Raw genomic sequence first — 23,007 nt, 5'->3', positions numbered from 1 at the left:
TCTAAACCAACCAATATTCTTCTTATCGAGCCAGAATGATCTGGCTGGTAAAACGTTCCGCTCCCACCAATGTGACTACCTGATAGGATCCGTTTGCAACGAGACCCGGAATAGAGAGTGTCACCAGCGTTAAGCCAGCCGAAAGTGTTTCATTTCCCGTTAAAACAACCCTTCCAGCTGCATCCGTAACAATAAACCGGCCTTGTGCAGCATGCGTCCTGAAAACGAGGAGTTGAAGATGTCCGCGTACCGGGTTGGATCTAACCTTCACGCCATTCACTAATTCTACACCGCCGAAAGAAAGACTAACCACATTGCTGTATCGGAAAACTCCATTGATGTCAACCTGCTTGAGTCGGTAGTAGACACGTGCATGCTGCTGCCCAATAAGATTGTCCTCAAACCGGTATTGCTGTACGGACGACTGGTTACGGCCGTTGACGAAACCTGCCTCGGTAAATACGCGTCCGTCAAAGCTGCGTTCTACACTGTAGCCCCGGAAGTCAACTTCATTTTCAGCGGCCCAGTTGAGAACGGCATCGCTGTTGCGGCTAACACCCGTGAAGGAAAGCAGGTGCACGGGGAGTGGCGAAGAGAATTGAACCGCATACTGCGCCATGGTGCCGGTACCGCCTGCCTTGTCTTTCCACGAATAGCTGAAGTTTATCCCCGAAGCTCCGTTACGCACCAGCAGCGTGAGTTGGCCTAGGTCATAGGCCGGGATTTCCCACTTGGCGGTGGTACTATTGTAAAGGGCGCAGGCCGGATTACCGATATCGGAGCCCTGGCAACCACCAGGCTGCAGTTGGATACCTGCATACTCGGGCATGATGGCGTTGCTATAAGCACTACCTGCCCTTGTGCCTGCATAAGTAGCCGGATCAATGATGACCGTGGTGTTTGTAGTAGCGTCCTGAAGGGTTAGTGCACTGCCTTCATTGCCGTCCGGGTCGAGCCCGGTGAGCGCCCCGGGTACTGCTCCACTTGACGCGTAGCCCGAGAGCGTGATGCGAGCCGCATAGGTATTGGCTCCATTGGCGGTGCTGGCAACAGACACCGAGCTTACATAAGGAAGACTGCTATTCGGATTGAACATATACAACTTGGCATCTGCTGTCGGAAGCTGGTTGACCCCAAAATTTCGGGCCGTGACATTGCTGGCCGTGAGCGATACGGATTGCGTGCCATTGACAGTGCCGTCGGATACCGCGCCGGCGCCCTCTCCGCTAAATGCATACCCAGCCGGCACCAGGGCGCTCAGGTTAGTTCCCGTAGTGTCCAATACCAACGTATAAGTTCCCACGTCGAGGCCAGCAATGCTATAGGTACCGTTGCCGGCTACAATAGCGCTTCCAACGACGCTTCCGCCGCTGATGGCATTAACTCGCAGTTTTCCAGCAGCATTGGTCACCACGCCGTCGATCTGGCCATCGGTAAGCCCATCGAAATCATTGTAGACCGTACCCGAAATCGCAAGCGTTGTGAAGGGCTGGCTGGCTGTTGCGGTAGCGCTCTCCTTGTTTGCGTTATCGACGGTAACATAGGAGATGCCAACTGTGACCGCCCCCGTGGTTGGATCCACCTGTACCGCGCCGCTGTTGGTGGGGGTGCCGCTGCTTGCCGCAGGCACATAAACACCGCCGGCCGGGAAAACGGAGCAGGAGACACAGCCAGAGGGGATAGCCCCGCTGTTGGGATAGTAAGTCACCGTACCGGATGGGTCGCCCCGCTTCTCGCTTCCGGTGATCGTAATTGACGTAGCATTGGTGGGGAACGAAGTGATGCGGATATACTCCACAAGGCCTGTGTTGTTTACATCGCGCGGATCAGACCCCGAGAACGTGGTAGCAGGGACGGTGACTGAAGTTGTGCCGCCCGGGTTCACCTGGGCGGTGGCGGTGGCTGTATTTGCAACTGGAATGCCATTGAGGCCAAAGTCAACCACTTGCGAAGTCGTCAGGTTCGATATTGTCATGATACCGTCCGCAGTTCCATCACCTGCAGAGCCACTGGTTCCTTCGGCGGTATGCGCCCAGCCAAACGGTACCGATGCAGTTGTGAGCGCTCCGCCAATGGTGCGGTTGCTTACTGTATCCAATATGACCCGGTAGGTAGCTCCGCTCGTAAGGCCGGTAAAGACATAGCTTCCCGTATTGTTCACCCCGCTGCTCACCGTGCTGACGGCCTGGATGACGTTCGAGCTGTTGACCAGGTACACATAAAGCGGGCGGCTTGCGTTGCCAAAGGCAGCATTTGTCACTGCGCTTACAGGCGTACCGCTGATATTGGGGTAAGCATCCACATCATTGAAAACGGAACCATTGATGCTTAATGATGAGGCATTGCCCAGCGTAACGGTAGCCGAGGTGCTCGTTGCCGCGCAGGAGACCGTTACGTTATTGCTAACAATCACCGTGGTGCCTACCGCCTCGATTGTTACCGTCGAACCGCTTGTGCCCGTAATAGGAAAAGAGGTCAGGTAGATCTCAGTACCGGTGAAGTTGGCTGGCACCGTGTAGGTGTTGGAGTAGGATGTGCCGGCGCTGCTGCGCAGGGCATAGATCGTGTTGGGCGTTACGTTCGTGAGCTTGAACGTCACGGTGCCACCCGAGGGCACGGTCGCGCTCGAAGATCCGGTAGCCGTACAAGTCGGGCAGTTGGCCACTGTCAGGGTCGGAGTGGTGGTCGTGACAGGGCAGGTAACTACCCCCACGTTGGGGCAGGTCGTTTCCGGCAGGTAGGTTTGAAGAGTCGTGCTCGTATCGGAAATGGTAAAGTATACATTACCGGGTGAGGTAGAGCCCGAGGTACCGGTATAGAAGCCAAGGTTGTCACCAGTTGCTGTTCCATTGCTGAATACCGCTGTCGTTGCGCCGGCGGCTACGCGGGTAGAGGCCACGAAGTTGCCGTCTTCATAAAGACTTACCAATCCGGCGCCCGGAAGCGCACCCGTCCAGGAAACCGAAACAGAAGTCGCAAAGGCGTTCATGGCAAAGGTTGATGAGGCCGGGGGACCATTGGTAACTGAAGTGCCGGCTCCCGTATAGGAAGTGCCATTGAGGTAGCTGGTCGTATAGCTGCTGATGCCCGCTCCGGTACAGCGCGAAGAAGGTGTCGTGCTGTTGTTGTAAAGCAGCGCAGGCGAATAGCCGGAGGCACAGCCATTGGTGGCCGTTACAGTTGCAACATAGCTCTGTCCGCTTACCGGAGTAACCGTACTGGTCCAGGAACCGGTGCTGCCGACGGTGGCCGTTCCCAGTACCGTCGACTGGGCCGTGCTGTTATAGATGCGCACGGTGCCGCCGAACGAAGAAGAGGTGCCCTGGATAAAACCGCCGGGGCTGCTGGGCTGCATCAGGTTGGTGGTGCTATTGGTAGTGAAGTTCGGAGCTTCGGTTGTGCAGCTGACGACAATCGGGTCGGAGTTACGCCCGCAATAGGAAGTAGCCAGCGTGCCGGTATTGTATTCGGAAATAAACCGGACACGGTCGCTTTGGCTCAGGGTGCCTGCGGGAACCGTAAAGGTTACGAAGCCTAAAGTACCAATAGCCAGTGTCGAAACGCCGCCATTTGCCGCCACCGCAGTCCCTTGTAACACGCCGTTGAGAAAGAAGGTAACCGTAGAACCTTGAGTGGCGCTCACCGTCATGGAAGTCGTCGCACTGGTTAGTACGCCGTTGGCGGGCGATGTTAGTGCCGGCACGGTCAGGCTGCTGCCGGTTCCAAGAAGCTTATTTTGGCCTGAGCCGACCACGCATGCGGTGGTAACGTTGGAGGCACATCCATTAGGGTCGGTGTACCAGATCCTGTAGGAACCGGAACTGAGCGGGGCTCCTCCCGAGCATCCAGCCGAAAAGGTCCAGGATACGTTCGGGGCAGTACCGCCCGTCTCTGCAAACGGATTGGAAATCGTCTGGTTATTCTGGTTGCCGATATTTCCGGTACCCGCTACACCCGAGCCGGCTGTTTGATCAGCAGTAGTGCCGCGGGTGATGTTCGATATATGAGCGAAACTGGAAGAATAGGTGCTGGGCTTGTTGGTAAAGGAAAAGCCTTTAGAGAAATCGTTCGCGGTAACGTCTGTATTACAGGTGGCATCGAAGATTGGTGCTGGAATGGGAGTGGCGCAATTGGCAGCCGTAGTTGTGGCACTCTGATAACAGGTGCTTTCGCCAGGCGCCTGTGCGGTGGCATAATACAAGTTTCCGCTGGCGACCGGAACGCCGGAAAGCGACCAGTTAACGGTGCTAGTTTGGGTTGCAGCGGTAACCGTTGTGGTTCCTACTGCCGTATAGGAAGTCCCTCCGTTGGTGCTGCGATACACGGTAATCACGACATTGGTCCGAATCGCTCCCGACGTATTATTCGGCGTCCAGGTCCCAGATATCGTCGTAGTAGCGCTGGCACTGCTTACTTTGTTAATAGTCGGCGGGGCCGTACAGGCCGTGTTGCTTTGTCCCGATCCGCCTGAAGCAAAGTTACCGATGGAAATTGGGGGCATGGAGCCAAGCATTGCGATGTATTCGTCATTAGCGCTGGGATAAAGGTTGTCCGGCAGACCATAAATGTCTGACTTCGGACCGCCCACCGCAGGCAGCGGGGCCATCACCGTGGTGGGAATAATGCGTAAGGGGGTGCTGGTGGTAATATTTGTCGGTAAGGTAGGCGCGGCGAAATTGATACCGCTGAGCACGCTGAATGGCACATAGAAATCGACGTAATAGTCGGGATCGCCGTTGTCGGATGTAGCGGCCATGGACACCTGAGAGTATTCCAGCCAGTTCTGTACACTCCACACGGCCGGGAGGAAATCGTTGCGCCTGTCCTTGCCATCAATATTATAAACGGCAATACCCGTCTGCGATGCCTGGGAAAAAAGATCGACTTCGATCTCGAAACCAGGGTTACCGCCAACGCCAGTTGTCTGAGCGAGATAGTTCGGGTCAGCAAGCGGTCCGCTGGCCCCAAATTTCCCATCAATATCGATAAGGAAGCTATATCCCTTCGCACCCGGAATGATCGATCCCATACGTACCCGGAACAGCACGTTGGAACCGGTGTAATACATATAGTAGGACGCCTTATCGATGGTACTGGGAACATAGTCGGTAAAGCGCTTGTCGGGGCCACGGCGAAGGTCAGAGTTTGGCTCGGCGAAAAAGGGATAGATCGGCTTATACTGCAGCTCATTGTTCGATGCGCTCACATCGTCCTGGCCGTAGTAGCCATTGGTGGTTGACGACACGAAGCCATCACTATTCGGATCCAGAACAGAGCGGGAAGCGGCCAGTGTCGCAGGGCGTACAACTTTGCCCGGAATATAGGTTTGGGCAGTCGATTGAATGGTGACGATCAGAAGGAGGAACGTCGCGAGCGTTTTCAGGCGCGAAGCGCTTAGAATCGTCAGAACTTGTTGGATCATATAAATAAAACCGTTTATTTGCTTACAGGTTATTGAAAGCCACCGCACCTGACATACCGCCCATCGACCATCTTTGTGTACCAGATACACGATTCCCGTTACGCACCATTTTGTCAAAATGATACGTTCAACCCATTTAAGGGTGGCAGGAAAAGACTAAGAAGTTTACTATGTGCGGAGACGTAGGAGGGGTGTAGAATGCAAACTTAGTTCGACTAAGTAATAACCCCTGTAGCACATGTACTACAAACCGGCCTCTAGGAAAAGACCACCTTTGTAACGGATGAGCAAGATTGAGACAACAGCGCTTTCGGTACTCTCGGCGGACGATCACACCATTGTTCGCACCGGGCTACAGATGCTGCTTCACTTTAAATACGGTATCTCCAAATTCTACGAGGCGGCTTCCTGCGAAGAACTGCTCGCCCACGTTCGCAAGTATACTCCGACACACCTCATTGTGGATATGATTTTCAAAGACGGCAACTCCCTCGAGGTGCTCCCCAATGTTGTAAGCCTTTTTCCCGACTTGAAAATAATGGTCTATAGTATGCTCCCGGCTGATGTATATGCGCCGGTTTTGCAGAAAATTGGCATCAACCTTTACTTACACAAGGGCTCGCCCCAGGCCCTGATTGAACAAACGCTGAAGAACTTTTTATTCGAGAAATCCCCGGCAGCTAACCTGCAAAAAGAAAAAGAAGAAAACCCTTTCCGGCAGCTTTCGCCCCGCGAACTAGAAGTCTTGCATTATCTTTTGCGGGGCGAGGGGATTGGCGCCGCTGCAACTGCCCTGAATCTCCATAAGAGCACGGTGAGCACGCTTCGAAACCGAATATATGAAAAGGTCGGTGTCAGCAACGTAGTGGAACTGGTAGAGAAAGCCGCCATCAATAGCATTTATCCCTAATTCTTGAAAAGCATTTTTTCGATCTTACTGTTCGTTCTGCCGGTATTTACGCTGGCACAGGGCGGCTATTCAGTTCAGCATTTCACAAACAAGCAAGGATTACCTGCCAATGGCGTTAAGGGGCTGGAATGGGAATCCTCAACGCAACTCCTCTGGGTTGGGACGGAAGGAGGGATTGTCTGCTGGGATGGGCAAAAGCTTCAGCCCGCCGGCCTGAACGAGGGCCGGGTTTTCCAGATGGGCAAGACAACCGAAGGCGGTGGCGGGATCTATACACTTTGCGATAACGGCTTAATTTATCTCATCCGGGATGGGGAGATAAAGCGGCTCCGAAAGACGGAGAGTCCCCTGCTGACGCGCTCCTTCGCACTCACCAGAGAAGGAGGCGTCCTCTCGGAAATAGACCGCAATAGCGACCAGATTCTACCCTCTGCCATCGTGCCGCTGGGTAAGGATTCCTGGCTCGCGATCGTTTATAAAAGTGTCTATTCTAAAAGCAAGAGTGGGCCACGGCTTCTGATTCCGCAACTAACCGAGGGGCAAATTTTTAAAACGGCCCGCGGAATCTTCATTGCCGGCCGGGAAGGCTTTTGGCGCTGGAGTGATCAAAGGCTCCTTCCCGTTCCGGTTTCAGGCTTACCCCATGGCGGCATACGCTGGTTTGTGGCAAACCCGGATGGCGACTTACCGATGGTTTTTCAAGATGGCAAGCTCTATTCGTTACAGGAAAGGGGGCAGCTGCTTCTCGGCACGCTGCTCTTCGATGGTTTACCTTCTACTGCACGTCCGTTCCTGGCTCGCCAGCCCAAAAATAAAGGGGTGATCGTTCTTGCCGACCGCATCGACGGGCTCTACTTTCTGCGCAAGCAGTCGGTACACCAGTTAAACAAACAGCCCGAATCAATAGAAAGTGGTAAGCTTGTGACCTATGGCCAGGCTGTGTTGAGCGCCCAGGAGGTCGCAAGTCACAGCGGCCTTATCTACGAACGCGGGAAAGCTGTTCAACACCGATCGTTACCGGTCTCGGGATCACCACACCTTGTACGATTCGGCAACGAGCTTTTCTTCGCTCATTCTGATTCGCTGTTCCGCTACAACCTGAATACAGGGCGCGTCGATAGCTCCATCCGGCTGGACGGCAGTAACTGGACCGTTTTCGCCGAAACTGGGGGAACATTGTATGTTGTAACCGGGTACCGGGTGTATCGGTATTCAGCCGGCAGCTTATATGAAGCACTCCGCTTTCCTGGTATGGGAGGCGCAAAAAGTCATTTCCTGCAAAACACCGCGGCCACCGAGTACAAACCCGGCATTCTGGCACTGGGCTCAGAAAACCAGCTTCGATTCGTAGATCTGGACCGCAGAACGTTATCATCCGTCCCGGTTTCTGAAAGCGCACCAATTCGATTTATTCTCAGGTGGAAAGAGACACTGCTGCTGTGTACTTATGGAGAGGGTATGTTCGTGTATGAACGGGGCAAGGTGTTCCGGCTGCCGCAGGATAAGCAGGGCTTTCTTCGGTTCACTCACGCGGTGGCGCTGGATGACAACGGCCGCTGTTATATCAGTACCAACAACGGGCTTTTCATCGCTGAGTGGCGTGCCCTTCTTGATGCCGCACGCACCGGGTCACCGGTGTATTACCACCACTTGGGGGAACACGATGGCCTGACGCAAACGGAATTAAACGGAGGCTGCCAACCGGCCTATGTTGTCCTGCCGGACGGTACTCTTTCGTTTCCAACCATGAACGGGGTGGCGCAACTACACCCAGATTCGCTCCAATTGCCGGCGCCAGCGGGAATAATACTTGTACGAACGCAAGTGAATGGCCAGGTGGTCGCACAACTTCCAGAGCACCTGCCGAGTGGAAACAACACACTGCGCTTTTCCGTAACCTTTCCTTTCTGGGGCACGCCTGAAAACTTGTATGCCTGGTACCGCCTGAGGCACCCTGACGAGCGTACAAACGACACAACCTGGAACCTTTTTGATCCTGCGCAGCTCAACAACTTCAGCTTTGCCTCACTAAAGCCCGGAAGCTACAGTTTCGAGGTGCGTACGTTCTCTGGCTTCAAAGCCGGCGCCTTTAGCACCCGACAGGTAAGCTTTCGAATTGACCATCCCTGGTACCTGCAACCGGCATTTCTATTTCTATGGGCCATTGCTGTAGCGGGACTGATCTGGATGACCATCCGCTGGCGAACAAACAGATTACAACGCAAAAGCCAGGAACTCGAGGATGTGATTCGCCAGCGCACGCATGAGGTAGGGCAAAAAAACAAACAGCTGGAGGAGCAACTGGAGCTCCTGTCCGAGGCAAATAGTTTAAAGGAGCGGCTGATTTCCGTCATCGGGCATAATATCATTACGCCACTGCGTTATATACACCAGGCGACATCCATGATGCGGGAAAATGCACGTATTATGGACCCTGACCTTCGGGAAAAGGCCGTCGACTCAATTAATGACACATCGCTCGAACTGGAACTGCTCTCTGTAAACCTGCTTAACTGGATCAAATTGCAACACCAGCAGATACAGGTCGCTCCTGAAGCATTTACACTTTCCGTAGTGGCACAACATGTTCTCGCGCTGCTGGAGCCGATAGCCGGCTCCCGCGGACAAACAATTGATGCGGAGATGATGTACTCGGATATCGTGTTTCAGTATAAAGACGCATTGCAGGTGATTATCTATAATCTCGTATTGAATGCCTCCTTACATTCTGGCGGTACGCGGATTGAGCTCCTGTGCACGCGGGAAGACGACTGGCTGCTTTTAGAGGTCCGGGATAATGGAAAGGGTATCCCTGAGGGCCTGCAACGTAAGCTCACGGAATCGCTTAGCCGTCCTATCCTTCCTAAAGAAACCGACAACCGGGGCAAAGGTTTTGGCTACATGATCATCCGGGACCTGTTGCGCCTCATCCAAGGTGAAATCTCGATAAGAAGCGAGCCAGGAAGCACCGCAATCTCCGTAAAATTTCCAAACCTGGAGGAGTTATCAAAAGTCTAACATGGTTATCTCCAGTCAGTGCATTTTATCCCTATGAAGCGAGGCCCCTGGAGACAGGGGCCTTCTACTTTAGCCGTACTTACGCCCTTGGTACTTCTACTTGCAGGCAGAAAAAAGCTTCCGTTGCCGGAAGCCTATACCCAAAAACCAAGAAGTTGAATCAGAAAAATTATGATATATACATGCGCCGCTTCCACCCGGACCCGCGGGTTTGCGCAGATTTTGTAAAAAAAGAAGGTCCAAAATTCCGCTCTTGCCTGGTATAACCATGTAGCACTATTACTACAAAAAAATATTTATTTTCAACGACTTACCTGGCCGGCGTCTCATCCGTTAAATTCGTCGAAATACAAATAATAAACTGAGTAACCCTACTAATTTGCACCGGCAAAATCCCACAAAAATGCATCGCAGGATCCTGATTCTTCTTGAGCTCGCATTCGCTTGCTCAACCCCTCTGGTGTTGTGGGGAGATGATAGCACTCACCGGACAAAGCAGCAACTAAATGCTGCCTGCAACGAAGGAAAATATCGTGTGGCAACCTTTTCGGTTGTCCTAAATGCCATAGTGCATGCCGATATTGAGGGTCGGATTCCTGCAGAAAACGATAAGGTGACACTCACATTCAAACTCGGCAGAAAGGGACAGCCGTATGCGATATCATCACGTTCACAGAAAGGATACGGCTTAGAAGAAGCACCGATCGCAGAAATGCAACAAATAAATCACTGGATACCAGATCCAAATGCCAATCAAAGGAGCAGGAACAATCCAACATCAACCGAAGATTTCCTGTTCTCGATGTTTTGATCTGGAAACCGGCTAGAGACATTCCTATAGAGCAAATCATACAGCCAGATATATGTTGAACAAGGTGGAAAAGCCAATAGCAGTATTCATTCTGGACGAAGATCCTGACAATCGACATTTAACGCACCTTGACTTCGAGGCAATCGAATGGGTGTCGCAGGTCCGCATTTTCAGTTGGTCATTGGATCTTTTACAACACCTTGACGGACTATCGGGTCCGGCATTCGGCCCTGCATTGATAATTTTCAACAATGATATCCAGATGATGACAGGGAAAGAATTCCTGTTTCGTCTTTTGGAGCATCCCCATTGTCGCCAAACGAAGTTCGGCATTTATGACTCGGGGCTGCGGGAAGGTGATGAGCTGTGGATTCAAAGTACCGGGATCACCCTTTTAAAGCGCCCGGTGGATTTGGAAGACGGACGGCGCCTAGCGCTCCAGATAAGGGACACGGCGCTGAAGGAAACCCGACATTCTAAGTGTTGAGAAGAAATAGGTTTTCATTCTAGGTGACCTAATTGCCTGCAACAAAGCGCCCAGATCCCTACGCCCCACGGGCTTGTTGAGGCCAGAAAAGCAAGATCAGCACGAATGTGTTTGAACAGTTAAAGGAAGGATAAAATGCTAGGCGAATAGTTCGGGAGATCGATTAACTATGTATTCACTAGACCACATCTCGATATACCAGAATGTATTTGAAGCTCTTGGAGACGGCTTCTTTTTGTTGGATACCGAGCTAAGGGTTCGTTATCTCAATGAGTACGGGCATCGCCTTGCCTACAATGCATATGGAATCTCCTATAAGCCCGGCGATCATATGATAAACAGCCTCCCGGATCATCGCCACGATGCCCTGCACCGGATTATGGCTAAAGTATTACAGGGCGAACTAGTGGAATACGAAGTCGAAGTAGCCACCCAAAATAGATCAACCATATGGCTGCACTGCCGGGATATTCCCCTTCAGGATAGGGAAGGCGCAACCGTTGGGATTGCGGTTTTGCTCAAGGACATCAGCGCTGCCAAAGCGCTGGCTGCCGCCAAAGTAACCCAACAGGAATTGGAGGGGCTATCGGCAGAGCGACAGCACCTCTTTGAGCAATTCATGGAACAATCACCGCTTGTGGGATGGATAACGGATCCCGAAGGCATCATGCGTTACATGAATCCGAAATACATGGAAAGCTATGGATTAGGGAAAGAAGCTATTGGCAGATCGATTCATGAGCTGTTCCCTGATCAAATGGCAATCGATTACCTGTTCAATAACCTGCGTGTATTGAAAGAGAATAAGACGATTGCAGCAACAGAAGAAGCCATTTTGAGAGACGGCAGTCATCAATACTTAAAAACGTTCAAATTCCCGATTCTACTCAATGGACAACGAATGATTGCCGGCTGGGGCGTCGACATTACCTCTGAAGTATCGCTTCAACTGGAGCTTAAGGAATGGGTAGAACGATACCGAGCTATTAAAGAGGCTACTTCCGACGCCGTCTACGATTGGAACCTGAAAGAGGGAAGAATTTATAACGGCCAAGGGTTTCAAACGCTTTTTGGCCATATGCAGCCGGCCACAACCATCCGGCAGCGCTTGAAGATGATTCACCCCGCGGATCGCAATCGCATTCGCTCAAGCTACTTCGAAGCCTTGCGCGACGAAGAGGCAAACGGCTGGGAACTTGAATTCCGATATATATGCTCTGATGGCACCTACAAGTATGTCCTGGACCGCGCGGTCATCAGAAGGGAGGGTACCGGTGTCACGCGAGTTTTGGGTGCAATTCAGGATATGAGTGAACGGGTTCGCCTTCAGCAGCGGCTACTGGAAGTGGAAAAGTCACAGAAACGCGAATTAGTCCGGTCGGTCATCGAAACACAGGAGAAGGAGCGGCGAGAGCTCTCCCTAGAGCTTCACGATAATGTAAACCAGATGCTTGCCTCGTGCAAGCTGATGCTGGAGGTAGCTTGTGATGGAGGTACCAATTCAATGGAACTTGTTCAAAAGAGTTACAAAGCCGTGGGGCAGATTATCAAAGAACTCCGGTCCATTAGCCATGCCCTTAACCCCTCGGAAGTAGCCGATCTCGGCCTGCTGGCCGGCATCCAGGAAATGGCGGATGAACTGAATGCCACGCACCGTCTTCAGGTGTCGGTTTCAGTGCTTGGAATTGAAAGAGCAGACAAACTGCTCAAGGAAGACCAGATCGCTATCTACCGGATCATCCAGGAAGGAATGAATAACATTCTAAAGCACTCGAAAGGAACAAAAGCGGAGATCTTCCTTGAGCTGACGAAAACACGCATACAGATACGGCTATCAGACAATGGAAAAGGCTTCGATAAGAGGAAGGTAAAGAAAGGGCTGGGGCTCAAGAATATTCAAAACCGGGTAGACTATTATCTGGGAAGGATGGAGCTAAGCCCTGGAAACGATGGAGGAACGGTGCTGCAGGTAGTGATACCGCATCCGGAAAAAGGCGAGAAAATTTAGACTGCGGCATGCAGCGTCCCCAGTGCAGCGAAAAAGGCACCTCGGAAATATTATTGAACAGCGACACAGCATAAAGTATTTTATTACAAGCCAGAATAAAATGACCCGAATTGCGCAATGGTTTGAATTGAACGCAGAACTGGTGGACCTGACCCGCCAGTTTGCAGAAGGCGTCCGGCAGAAGGTTCCTGCTAGGCAATTGCAACACTTAAATAGCCGCATCCGCGAAACGCTTGAGCACATGAGAGTGCTCCGAGAAGAGGAGAATTTGCTTATGCAAGGCTGGAAAGGGAAAATAACGAAGGAGGAAGGCAAAGAAGAATAACGCTCTATAACAAGCCTGGCATTCTGTTGCGAAAACGTCCTTTAAGCTTTTTGATAGGGTTATCACTTGCGGAGCAGAATATAAATCCGGCGAATAATCATTTTGGGCTGAATGTCCTCAAAAAAGTGATGGTAGAACTGTCATGCGGCACTACTGGCAATGGGGGCCAAATTCTGACATCGAACGACTATCAGGCCAGGGCTTTAAGGCACACAAAGGCAATATGCGCGTCACGCATCAATTTTAAGATACAAAGCGATGGCTGCGGGTTATTATTTAGGCGGCATTGGGGTAGCATGTCGCTACTATTTAATTAAATAAAAATGGCCCCATTTTTTCAGTGGATAAACACAGCTATGAATAAAGGTCCTATTGTTATTATAGAAGATGATCGCGACGATCAGGAGATTTACACGGATGCCATCCATGTAGTTGGCATGCGCAACGAAATCCGCTTTTTCAATAATGGCAGTGAAGCGCTTGAATACCTTTCTGAAACTGAAGACCAGCCGTATGTGGTTATCTCCGACGTCAATATGCCCGGCATGAGTGGCTTTGAGCTGCGTCGTAAAGTGATGGAAGATCCTTATCTCGCCTCAAAAGGGGTACCCTTTGTGTTCATCTCAACGAACGCGAGCAAAGTCGCCGTTCGTCATGCACACGCATTAAGTGTTCAGGGATACTTCGAAAAGCCGAAAACGATGGCGGAAATAACGACTATGTTTCGCGCCATATTTTCCTATTGGGATCTTTGCCGTCACATCAATAACACATGATTCCGGCTGTGGATTGTGCATATTTCTAAACCCGGTTACTTCGGATTGAGCTCTTCGAATCAAGAGAATACTGCGCGCACTCATTGAAATAAATAACGAGAGTGGAACTGTTTTGCGTTATTGGTCAGCCGATTGAGCTGTGACCGGCCAAGGCGCTCTTTAGGGATTTGCCATAGTGTTTCGATCCATGGTTGAAACGTCAACTCCTGCAGCTATCACGACCAAAAAGTTACTCGTGAACTCGCCCTAGCTTTAGTCGTTTGAGCTTTACCATACCACGTAGCTACAATGCGATAATATTTGGGGCGTATGTTTTTCAGTGCTTGAGACAAGGCTCGCACCGGGTGATGATCTGGGAGCCCACGTTTTCAAATTGAGCGTAGGTTAACGGTTTATAAGTAGTTCTGCCTGCAAGGAAGCGGCGCGCTCCTTATCTATCGGACTGGTCGAAGTAGAGAGCATCAGGACATCGAGGCTCTTAAGACGTTCATCGCGACGGATCGCTTTTAATGTCTCAACGCCTCCAAGTTTAGGCATATTGACATCCAATTGAATCAGACAAATTTCCGCAACGTCAACTTTCGCCAGATAGTCCAAAAGCTCCTGGCCATTCTCAAACGTCGCCAATCGGAAGGCGGGGTGGGGCTGAAAAACACTTTGCATCATTTCCCGGTCATCCGGATCATCATCATCATACAGGATGCGGCACTTATCAATCATCAAAGTTTTAGTTTGGTTATGGAAATGAAAACGAATATAAATAATTATCATATTGCGCTAGAGTATGTAACGGTTAGGAATAGACTTTATTCAAGCTTTAGTCCAGCTAAGTGTATCGTTCAAGTGAGCGTAAATAACAATATTGTTGGAAAGGAGAACATTACCTACTACACACGAAAGGCAATCTTTGATGGCCTATTTTTTAAAGGTTCATAATGAAACTAACAGTCCGATTGGTGTTCCGGCGCATAAGCTACTCCTGAAGATGTGGCTGCTGGTGCGAAAACCACAAAAATGTCGGTACTCTATGACAGCCCAAGCTCCTGAAAATCAAGGGTTTCTCGAAAGCTGGAGAACAGGGAACAAAACTCGAATCTTTTAGAAGAAGACTTATTGTTAATCAACGACTTACTCACTTAACAACCATTAACAGCACACATGTCCTTCCAGGGACGACCACGTCCATCCTCTCGCACCGCCCCGTCCGGAACTAGCGCTTCAACCGCACCTACCGCAAAGGCGTGGTGGACGCACACCTCTTCGACAGCCTGGAGGAAGTACGTAAGTTACCTGATGCTTGGGTCGAGGACTACAGTGAAAAACAGCCGCATGATTCTTTAGGAGGACTGCCGCCGCGTAGCTACCGAGAGGCCGTCAGCGGGCGCAGTTCCGCTTCGGTTACGCCTCCGCTCCTCTGCGCCCGCTGATCAACAACCAAACAATTCTTTACAACATAGAGAATATTCTACTTATAAAACGTACTAAAAAAGGGGAGCTTACAATCGCGCATCCTAAAAACTTGTAAAGCATGAATCCGACTCTTTTCTCGTGACAGCTTTTCGCCGGCCTCCACCTTGGAGATGATCTTTTCTATTTTTTGATACTACAAAACAGATTATTCGAACTTGGTGAATGATTCGATCAGCAACAAGATTGAAACTCCGGGTGACGGCGAACCATCACCCCGAATCGAGCTTTGAATGGATCGCTGGTGTTTGTTGTCACAAAGTCATATCATGTGAGTTTCTGTAGTTTTCACTTCGTGCTTGTACAGCCAATTCATCAATCGACGAACAAATTAAGTTGCAGCCCTTATATTTTTGCGAGTTCTCCTACAGCGCTTCTGAGTACTTGGATCATAGTCTTGTAAAACTCCTTCGATATTTGAAAAGGCGACAAGTAGTCTCTCTCAAGTGCCCTTTGCTTGAATGACAACGCTTTTGGAACTGTCACAAGATCACAATACCTACTTTGAGCGCCGGGTCCGGATAGTCCATTCTTAAACAACATTTTAAGGGGAAAGCAGCCTGGGGCATAAATTTGCAGCTTCCATCCCTATAAGTATTAAGAGATGATCTTCACTTACATGACCTAACAAATGGCTTTTGGTGGACTTTGAGGTCTATCTAAAAAGACAAAGACAAAACGAGACCAATACAGCTGTTAAGTTCTTAAAGAATCTTCTATGGCTTAACAGAATTCAAAACAAGGTTTCTAGTCTCTAGTGACCGCAAATACACACGCGGAGTACCACCAACGCTAGCAAACTTTTCAGGTATAGAATACGAAAAGATCATTCCTTCTTGTAAATGCCCATCAAAGCCCTCCACTACTTGCGAATCGTACACCCTAGAAAATAAACGCAAATCCGTTTGCAAATCTTTAAGCCAAACATCAAAATAATTAAATTTTCGGTGAAATCGGATAGCTGCGGCATGTCGTCCTACGAAGGAGACAAACGATATACAATAAGCTGCCGGTTTGTCGGAATATTTTTTTGAAGAATTGATGCCAGGAATAAATTTTACAAGGTCACCCAACTTTGGTGTGAAGTCACAAAAACCTGTACTAAAATAGTAGTCTTTGCATCCATCGCCTGCTCTTATGAAACCTACTGCCCCATCTTCACTCAAGTCAACTATCTCGCTTTCAATAAATAGACTTGGAGGTACGTCTTCCTTTTTAACGCGATGTATAATATAGTTTTTTTCTATTACGACTAAATCGTTGTTAAGAAGATTCTCAGATGGATCTTCCTCTATAAAAGGCAAATCAAGGATCTTCCTCTCATTTATATCGTAAATTTTAAAAGCCTTAGTCGACTCTAAACCGCTGTTTATGACAACACCAAAGTGCTTATTATCCAACTCAGGGAATAGGTAAGACATCCCCAATTGTGTAATAAAATCGATTGTTTTTTCAGTTTTCGATTTCAACAAGCTATTTAAAGCTTGCATAAGAATCTGGCTATCTTTCAGTAGATCTCTATGATATAGAAAAGGATTTTCTAAGTCGAAATAGACCTTATTGAATTGAAGAACGAACTCGGACTCATCTGGTAGTTCGTCGAGACTACATTTGATCAATGTACTTGTGTGGTGTGTACCAAAGCCTTTGACGCGAAAATCGTAACATCCAATTTTAATTTGTGTTTCAGGGAAACGATCGAGGATACTAATGATTGCTTTGATTCGATCCTCATCCAAGTGCACCAGAAGCTTATCACCATTTTTCGAAAGGAATAATTGTTGATACTGATAATTGAACCGTTTAATTTGATTCGAATTTCTCCAACTTAATAAGTTTACTTTTCCGTTTCTGCCGAATCGGTTATAGCAGGCTTTAATCTGGAACGCAGGACCTTGAAGGACCATTACCTTTTTCTCCGCAAAAAAAAATTTTCCTTCCAAAGCTATACCAAACTTTATTGCACGGCCATCGAATGAAATATTGCCTAGGTGAGAGCTAAAATCATTTGAGCTCTTACCTGGCACTTCCAAAAATAGATTTTGCTCGTCTTTATGCCGTACGAATGCTTTTATGCCTTGAACCTGGATTGCTGGGGCTTTGAACAAAGATTCTAAATTGAAGCGCTCAAGAAAAGATGTTGGATATCGGTTTAATAGAGCTAAAATCTCTTTTTCTGAAAGCACTGGGTCACTCTTTTGATAAAGCTTTTTCAACGTTTGGAAAAGAACATCTTGATCCATCATTTCTTGAAGTAAATTTTTTAGAACATAAGCTCGAGTGCTTAGTGAACCAGCGCTATCAACAAGGTATGAGAAGAGGTATTCTAGCCCTACTTTATTGCTTAAATGATATTGAATGATGAATTCAAAAACCTCTTCCTTTTCAAATTCACTTACAAATACGTAGTTCTCAAGAAAAAAATCTAAATCGCTTTTTCCAATTTGAAATAAAATTTCTCTATTATAGGTTTCCCGAAAAGTCTGAACTAATTGATTTATTGGAACATTCTTGATAAGATATCGTGTGAATAATTGTATGTTATAATAAACCGAACGAGACAAAGCATGCATTTCCATAAAATATGCTTCATGTCGTGTTAACACTCCATACAAAAGTGGAAAGTCATTGAGGTGGTTGACAAAAACCTGACATTGTGAATGAAGTAGAGATTTATCCGCCTCGGGAAGACTTTCAACCTCACGACTATCAATCTTGGAGTTTTGAAGCCACGAAAAGAGATACTCTAGCTTCAAGAAGAGCTTATCGAAAACCATCGCGCTTGATAAAGCAGCTGTGGCTTTTAGTAAATCGTTGAAGGGAATCACTTCTTTGTTTTTCCCACCTTTCAAAGACCAGAATGCAAAATAGTTTAAAAGGTATCTTTCAGCGGTCTTGTAAATTGAAGGATGTAGCTCTTTCAAATTATAAGCAACCTTACAGGCGACATAAAACCGCGGATTGACATCATCGGCTGTTAACGCTGCGAATGGTTTGCATGAAGCGTTTTTGTCACCGACATAGATAATCTCGAAAAATCGTAATAGGTCAGATTCTTGGCTGAACAGATCACTGCAAATTAAAAGAGGCTCGAACCACCGAGGATCACTGTAATCAAAGTGAAAGTTGTTTGTAGAAAAGAATTGGTTTTTTATTTCCAAGGCTACGAAGTACTCCTGATGCGTTTCATGGTAGAACTCAAGATCATCCCCTTTATCAATAAAAAAATTGTTATCAGACAGCTCATAAAGGAGTTCATTGGCGCCAACCGAGTGGTTAATCGCCAAGAGCTTCTCCTGGATAAGGATTTTTGCTTTGGCTTTATGAACACTTTTGAATATCCCATTGCTTCGCATCCAGAAAGCTAGATATGAGAGCACATCCTTCTTTGTATTTACATCCGTTTTGTAAAAACGCTTCTCTCGTGCTAATATGGTGTCGTTGAATAGTTGATAGAGTATGCCTTTATTTGGAGGAATCTTGTTACCACTTTTTGATGAAACGGCAATTATCATCATCAGCATAAGAGGGTTATGCGCAAGTTCCAATATTTGGCGGTTCCCTTCCACTTGAAGCCATAATTCATCCCCTTTTTCATCTCCGCTCACTTTGATAATAAGTTGCTTTATCTGGCTCTCGTTAAAGCGCTTTAATTCAAATATTTGTAAGCCCCAATCATTATTGAATCCAAAAGTTCTTGAAGAAAGTATGAAATGAGCTTTTGAATGCTTTTCTAACATCCATTTTAACTCTGTGAACGCACGTCGCTTATAGGCGTCCTCTATTTCGTTTAGTCCATCTATTAAGATTAATAACGGATATTTTTTTTCCAATTCATCAAATAATGCGAATTGAACTTCATCTTCAATTAGCTGCTTGAATGATTTGTTTTCAGAATATGAACTTGCTTTTATATAGATTGGAAGATGTGAGTTTGGCTGTGATGCCAAAAAATTTCTAGCGCTATCAAAAAGGATCTTTTGTAGAGTTGTAGTCTTCCCAGAACCAGGCTCGCCAATTACAAAGAATCTATCGGTATCCTTTGCGATGTTGACTACTGAATCAACCCTCGCAATTTCTGATCTTTGTCTGTGCTGAAATAACTCGTCTTCTTCATTATGATCAATCGTGAATTCTAAACTTGCTAAGAGCCTTTGCCCATCCATTTGCTCGATAGCTATCGCATCATAATCTAGTATCTCTTCCTTTCCAAGTAAGTCAATGTAGTTTTTGTGAACCTTATTATATTCTTTACTCCGTACAATACCTTCTAAATAATTGAATTCAGGAAAAAACTTTAGTTGCAGGAACTTCTTGTTGTCGTAAACAGCTATAAGGTAAGCTCCAAGTACAAGATTAGAATACTGAATGAGTTGTGTTCGATTATAATTGCGTGCACTATGGACAGCATTTCGCAACTCACCTCTAACAAAATCTAGAATAGCTTTTGATACTCCTGATCCGCTAACCAATGGGGCAGGGAAATCTAAATCTGGCAGATTGCTTTTGGGATCTTTCGGCGGAAGCTTTCCGACAATAAGATCGTATAGAGTGCATTTTGCAATTCCTTTATAATCTTCGTTTCCTTGCCAAAGCTCAAAAGGATACTTTATGTAAGCTAACTTTCTTAAGAAAGACTCAAATGTAGTAGCTAGACCCTCGATTGCACTTGGAAGCTCCAAACGATCCAAAAGGTAAACTTTGCAGAAGTTGCTTTCAAAATTTTGCTTCAACCTTAGCAGGGAAGGCTCATCGCATTCGAAATTCAAGAAACAATAAAGAAGGTCGCATAAGCTCGAAACCTGCGGCAGATCAAATCCTGAATTACGAGTAGGGTGTGGAATTGATTTGAGGTTTTCCTCTGCAAACTCTTTGAAATTATCGTTAGTATTCATGCCTTTGATATTGTTTCACTTCACGGTCTTCTGCAATTGGTCCATGCCAAACCAATATATTAACCGAAGACGGGAAAAGCACCTATCGATTTGGCCAGCGTTCTGATTTGGGTCAAATTATCGCAGAAAGGTGCGTCTCTTTAGCAATAGTTTTAGCATAGAACACAAAAAAGCGTTAGCGCCATTCAAATGATCCTATTATGGATGACTGTATGAATACTCTACCGCCTTGTCAGATAAAATCAGCCATCGGGTTAGTCTATTAACGCTCTCTTCTCCAACCATCAAATTGTTCTGTTAGAATAATCTCCGACTAATAGACAAAATTTTAAATCAATTCAATATGCGCAAATTACTAATTATTTTAGCCACTGAAAGCTTATCTTTTTAGTTTTCCACTAATAATTGTCTACTACAACAAAATCTAGTACAGGGAATTTGTAGGAAGAGTTGAGGTACATCGTATAAGGACGAAATTCTTAGAAGGTCAATAACTGAATCTCGATACTGTGGTTAAATAAAGCTATATCGTGAAATAATGCCGCAAACACTATGGATATCTTGGGAAGCAAAAATGTTCTACGCTGAAATTGCTTTCCTTGCAGCTATGAAATCCGACGCAAAAAGGACAGCCGCTAGATCTTTCTTAGCCCTTGAACAACAAAACGTAGAACAGACGTCGGCTCCGCGCCTTTGTATTATCGGCACCCATGCGCATCCTACGCAGCTTTGCCAGGTTGATTCAAACCGAGATACCTATTGTAGGAAAAATGGCGGTAAGCTTTCCCCTCTTCATCATCGAGCATAACTTGCACACGCTTGAATTTAGTGCCTTCGATCCCCTGCTGAGTGGAGAAAGGGGAAAGCCGATCCAAATACTTTTGGTATGTCCACAACTCCCGAGCGTTGCATGCCGTAAACCTCGATGTCCATTGCCCCTAAAACATTCGAAGACAACTCGAATAAAATTGCTAGAACTCAAACGCTGTAGATCATAGGAACCGCTTAAGTTCGCGTAGCGTTTGCTGCAACTCCCTACGGCAGCCAGAAGCTCCGATCATCCCGTAATGAACCGAGGTTTTGTTGATTGTATCAACAACGAAGCAGTATTTGGGGTCGATCGGATATCGTGACGAGTAGTTGTGCGTCAAGAATCGGTGTGTAAGCTCACAAATAAGTACTATTTCAGCCTGCGTGTATCCCCGCATCTTGGCAACAAAACACACTGCACCAATAGCCTCCTCACCCTTCTTGCCGAATGTAAAGACATGGCAAGGTTTGGACTCCAATTGGAACCCGCTCAATGACAAGAGTGATTTACTAGATGCTTTTTTTAGGAAAGTTAAGTTAAGCGCCGGCCTTGGGAGCTCCTTCGCAATTCCTTTAAAGCTCTCCAGAATACTAATATTCTGGTTATACATACTGCGGGTTGTCGAATGCCTTGTTCCAGCAATTTTATCGCGCAGATCATCTATTTTTTCGTCCGCGAATGCAATCTCATCAGACGCATAAGATTTACGAATAGCGCTTAATCCTGAGATCCAATAGTCACCCCCACCTTCATCCGGAGGCTTGATCACAGGTGATTTGAGTTTATCGACAAAGGCTTTTCGACTCCGGTCACTTGCTTTACGGCGAAACTCAATTAAATCCCGCGCGGCCAACTTTCTCATCAGCTTATAGTTTAATGCTATCTGAAACACTTACAATATTTCCAAGGATTCTAAACGATTTCGCCACTCCGGCCTCCTTCGATTACTTTTACAGCGTGAAACGGACAATTACTATCGTAAAATTACTATTTTTTATAGAAAAAGTGAAATTTTAATAAAATTATTTCTTTTTACAAAAAGCCCACTCGTGACTGATATTCTTGCTTTACTATTTGAAAAACGGTTTGGATCCGGACCACTGTTCAAAAACCAGGTCGATCTGGTTTCCCAATTGCTTAAACATCCCCAGTCGGAATTATTCAAACCGGATGATGATCCCGATGCGTTCACTAAACGACAAACCAACTTGAAAGCATATGTGTCACAACTTTTATCTCATACGGTTAATCGAACAATTACAGAGGAGTTCCGAAAAAGCCTTTCATTCTTAATCAGTGAGAAAATCACCTTAGTTGGCAGTGACCCCAAGCCCATTATTAAAGAGGTCTTCGATGAACTTCAAAAGCGTAATTCCAATCTCTCTAAACAGGAACTTAATGATCACAATAGGCAGCAGATCGAAACTGACATTGACAGCGCAAAGTATATTTCAGTGATCACCTCGAGGCCACTAGAAATTACCCGAGAGTATCAAAATAAATCATCATCATTTTCATTTCAACCATTTTTGCTGGAGGATATTGTAGCTACTTTTTCAGCGAAATCTTCTAGGCTAAAATCGTACCGTTTCAATTTCCCAATGCAACGCTTTGGGGAGATTTTTTGGAATGGCTTAAGGCGGTTTGTTCGTTTTTATGTAGAAAGGCACTCACAAACAGAGCAGTTTCATAATGTACTTATCAAAAGGTTTGGCCTTTCTCAAGATCTAGTGAGCAGGCTAACTGGCGATGCCGATGGTGATGAAGTCAAGAACGAAGTTGTTGACAACCTCTTACTGAAGCTAAATGATGAGAAATATATTGTGATATTCATAGTTGATGCTCCAATTTTTACTATCCCAATAATCGCGATCGATCCGGATCAAAACAGTAAAGCACGCATTTATGCATTGTTCGACGACGGTGAAGGCAACATATCACCATATCGCTATTCCACTGATGACTATGTTTTGTGGCGCTTGTTTGTGTGGGACAGTTTAAAAACATCAAAGAATAGCAAACAACTGACCTATCGATACATATTAGATAAAAATGCTTGAATTAGTCTTTACAAAAA

The 23,007-nt window shown here is 47.0% G+C and carries 12 protein-coding genes and 1 pseudogene; 9 read left to right on the top strand and 4 right to left on the bottom strand.

Translation table 11 applies throughout. From position 1 onward, the window contains the following. Positions 1–22 precede the first annotated feature (22 nt). Entirely contained in the window at positions 23–5,512 is a 5,490-nt protein-coding gene (locus ABD937_RS14280; RefSeq protein ID WP_345256429.1) for a beta strand repeat-containing protein, read from the bottom strand. A 193-nt stretch (positions 5,513–5,705) separates the two neighbouring features. On the opposite strand from ABD937_RS14280, the gene ABD937_RS14275 reads away from it, so the two are divergent. From ABD937_RS14275 to ABD937_RS14245, 7 genes are all read left to right on the top strand, one after another. Further along, a complete protein-coding gene (locus tag ABD937_RS14275; protein WP_345256428.1) occupies positions 5,706–6,332 on the top strand; it encodes a LuxR C-terminal-related transcriptional regulator in 627 nt (208 codons plus the stop codon). Positions 6,333–6,335: 3 nt separating this feature from the next. Continuing rightward, complete coding sequence (locus tag ABD937_RS14270) at positions 6,336–9,350, top strand: sensor histidine kinase (RefSeq protein WP_345256427.1); 3,015 nt, start codon at positions 6,336–6,338, stop codon at positions 9,348–9,350. A gap of 403 nt (positions 9,351–9,753) precedes the next feature. Continuing rightward, positions 9,754–10,161, top strand: coding sequence for a hypothetical protein (locus ABD937_RS14265; protein ID WP_345256426.1), 408 nt, complete (start codon positions 9,754–9,756; stop codon positions 10,159–10,161). 52 nt (positions 10,162–10,213) lie between these two features. Next, complete coding sequence (locus ABD937_RS14260) at positions 10,214–10,648, top strand: hypothetical protein (RefSeq protein ID WP_345256425.1); 435 nt, start codon at positions 10,214–10,216, stop codon at positions 10,646–10,648. A gap of 169 nt (positions 10,649–10,817) precedes the next feature. Further along, a complete protein-coding gene (locus ABD937_RS14255) occupies positions 10,818–12,656 on the top strand; it encodes a PAS domain S-box protein (RefSeq protein ID WP_345256424.1) in 1,839 nt (612 codons plus the stop codon). Positions 12,657–12,756: 100 nt separating this feature from the next. Next, positions 12,757–12,981: a hypothetical protein gene (locus ABD937_RS14250; RefSeq protein ID WP_345256423.1), complete on the top strand. Its 225-nt coding sequence runs from the start codon at positions 12,757–12,759 to the stop codon at positions 12,979–12,981. A gap of 356 nt (positions 12,982–13,337) precedes the next feature. Further along, entirely contained in the window at positions 13,338–13,757 is a 420-nt protein-coding gene (locus tag ABD937_RS14245; protein ID WP_345256422.1) for a response regulator, read from the top strand. Positions 13,758–14,141: 384 nt separating this feature from the next. Here ABD937_RS14245 and ABD937_RS14240 read toward each other — a convergent pair whose 3' ends face one another. Next, positions 14,142–14,477, bottom strand: a complete 336-nt coding sequence (locus ABD937_RS14240) for a response regulator (protein WP_345256651.1) — start codon at positions 14,475–14,477, stop codon at positions 14,142–14,144. Positions 14,478–14,983: 506 nt separating this feature from the next. Here ABD937_RS14240 and ABD937_RS23900 point away from each other — a divergent pair. After that, positions 14,984–15,184: pseudogene (locus tag ABD937_RS23900) on the top strand (integrase core domain-containing protein); the annotation flags it as partial. 756 nt (positions 15,185–15,940) lie between these two features. Here ABD937_RS23900 and ABD937_RS14235 read toward each other — a convergent pair. Next, positions 15,941–20,119, bottom strand: a complete 4,179-nt coding sequence (locus tag ABD937_RS14235; protein ID WP_345256421.1) for an NACHT domain-containing protein — start codon at positions 20,117–20,119, stop codon at positions 15,941–15,943. A 992-nt stretch (positions 20,120–21,111) separates the two neighbouring features. Further along, positions 21,112–21,792, bottom strand: a complete 681-nt coding sequence (locus tag ABD937_RS14230; RefSeq protein WP_345256420.1) for a hypothetical protein — start codon at positions 21,790–21,792, stop codon at positions 21,112–21,114. 187 nt (positions 21,793–21,979) lie between these two features. On the opposite strand from ABD937_RS14230, the gene ABD937_RS14225 reads away from it, so the two are divergent. After that, positions 21,980–22,990, top strand: coding sequence for a hypothetical protein (locus tag ABD937_RS14225; RefSeq protein WP_345256419.1), 1,011 nt, complete (start codon positions 21,980–21,982; stop codon positions 22,988–22,990). Positions 22,991–23,007 lie beyond the last annotated feature (17 nt).

The organism is Flaviaestuariibacter amylovorans (assembly GCF_039541815.1).
Taxonomy (GTDB): Bacteria; Bacteroidota; Bacteroidia; order Chitinophagales; family Chitinophagaceae; genus Flavisolibacter; species Flavisolibacter amylovorans.
Note: the sequence above shows the minus strand (reverse complement) of the source record. Positions and strands in the feature narration are given on the sequence as shown.

What these genes read in the sequence shown, in the direction of transcription:
- ABD937_RS14275 (WP_345256428.1), top strand. Translation starts at nt 5,706, where the DNA reads ATGAGCAAGATTGAGACAACAGCGCTTTCGGTACTCTCGGCGGACGAT.
- ABD937_RS14265 (WP_345256426.1), top strand. Translation starts at nt 9,754, where the DNA reads ATGCATCGCAGGATCCTGATTCTTCTTGAGCTCGCATTCGCTTGCTCA.
- ABD937_RS14260 (WP_345256425.1), top strand. Translation starts at nt 10,214, where the DNA reads ATGTTGAACAAGGTGGAAAAGCCAATAGCAGTATTCATTCTGGACGAA.
- ABD937_RS14255 (WP_345256424.1), top strand. Translation starts at nt 10,818, where the DNA reads ATGTATTCACTAGACCACATCTCGATATACCAGAATGTATTTGAAGCT.
- ABD937_RS14250 (WP_345256423.1), top strand. Translation starts at nt 12,757, where the DNA reads ATGACCCGAATTGCGCAATGGTTTGAATTGAACGCAGAACTGGTGGAC.
- ABD937_RS14245 (WP_345256422.1), top strand. Translation starts at nt 13,338, where the DNA reads ATGAATAAAGGTCCTATTGTTATTATAGAAGATGATCGCGACGATCAG.
- ABD937_RS14240 (WP_345256651.1), bottom strand. Translation starts at nt 14,477, where the DNA reads ATGATTGATAAGTGCCGCATCCTGTATGATGATGATGATCCGGATGAC.
- ABD937_RS14235 (WP_345256421.1), bottom strand. Translation starts at nt 20,119, where the DNA reads ATGAATACTAACGATAATTTCAAAGAGTTTGCAGAGGAAAACCTCAAA.
- ABD937_RS14230 (WP_345256420.1), bottom strand. Translation starts at nt 21,792, where the DNA reads ATGAGAAAGTTGGCCGCGCGGGATTTAATTGAGTTTCGCCGTAAAGCA.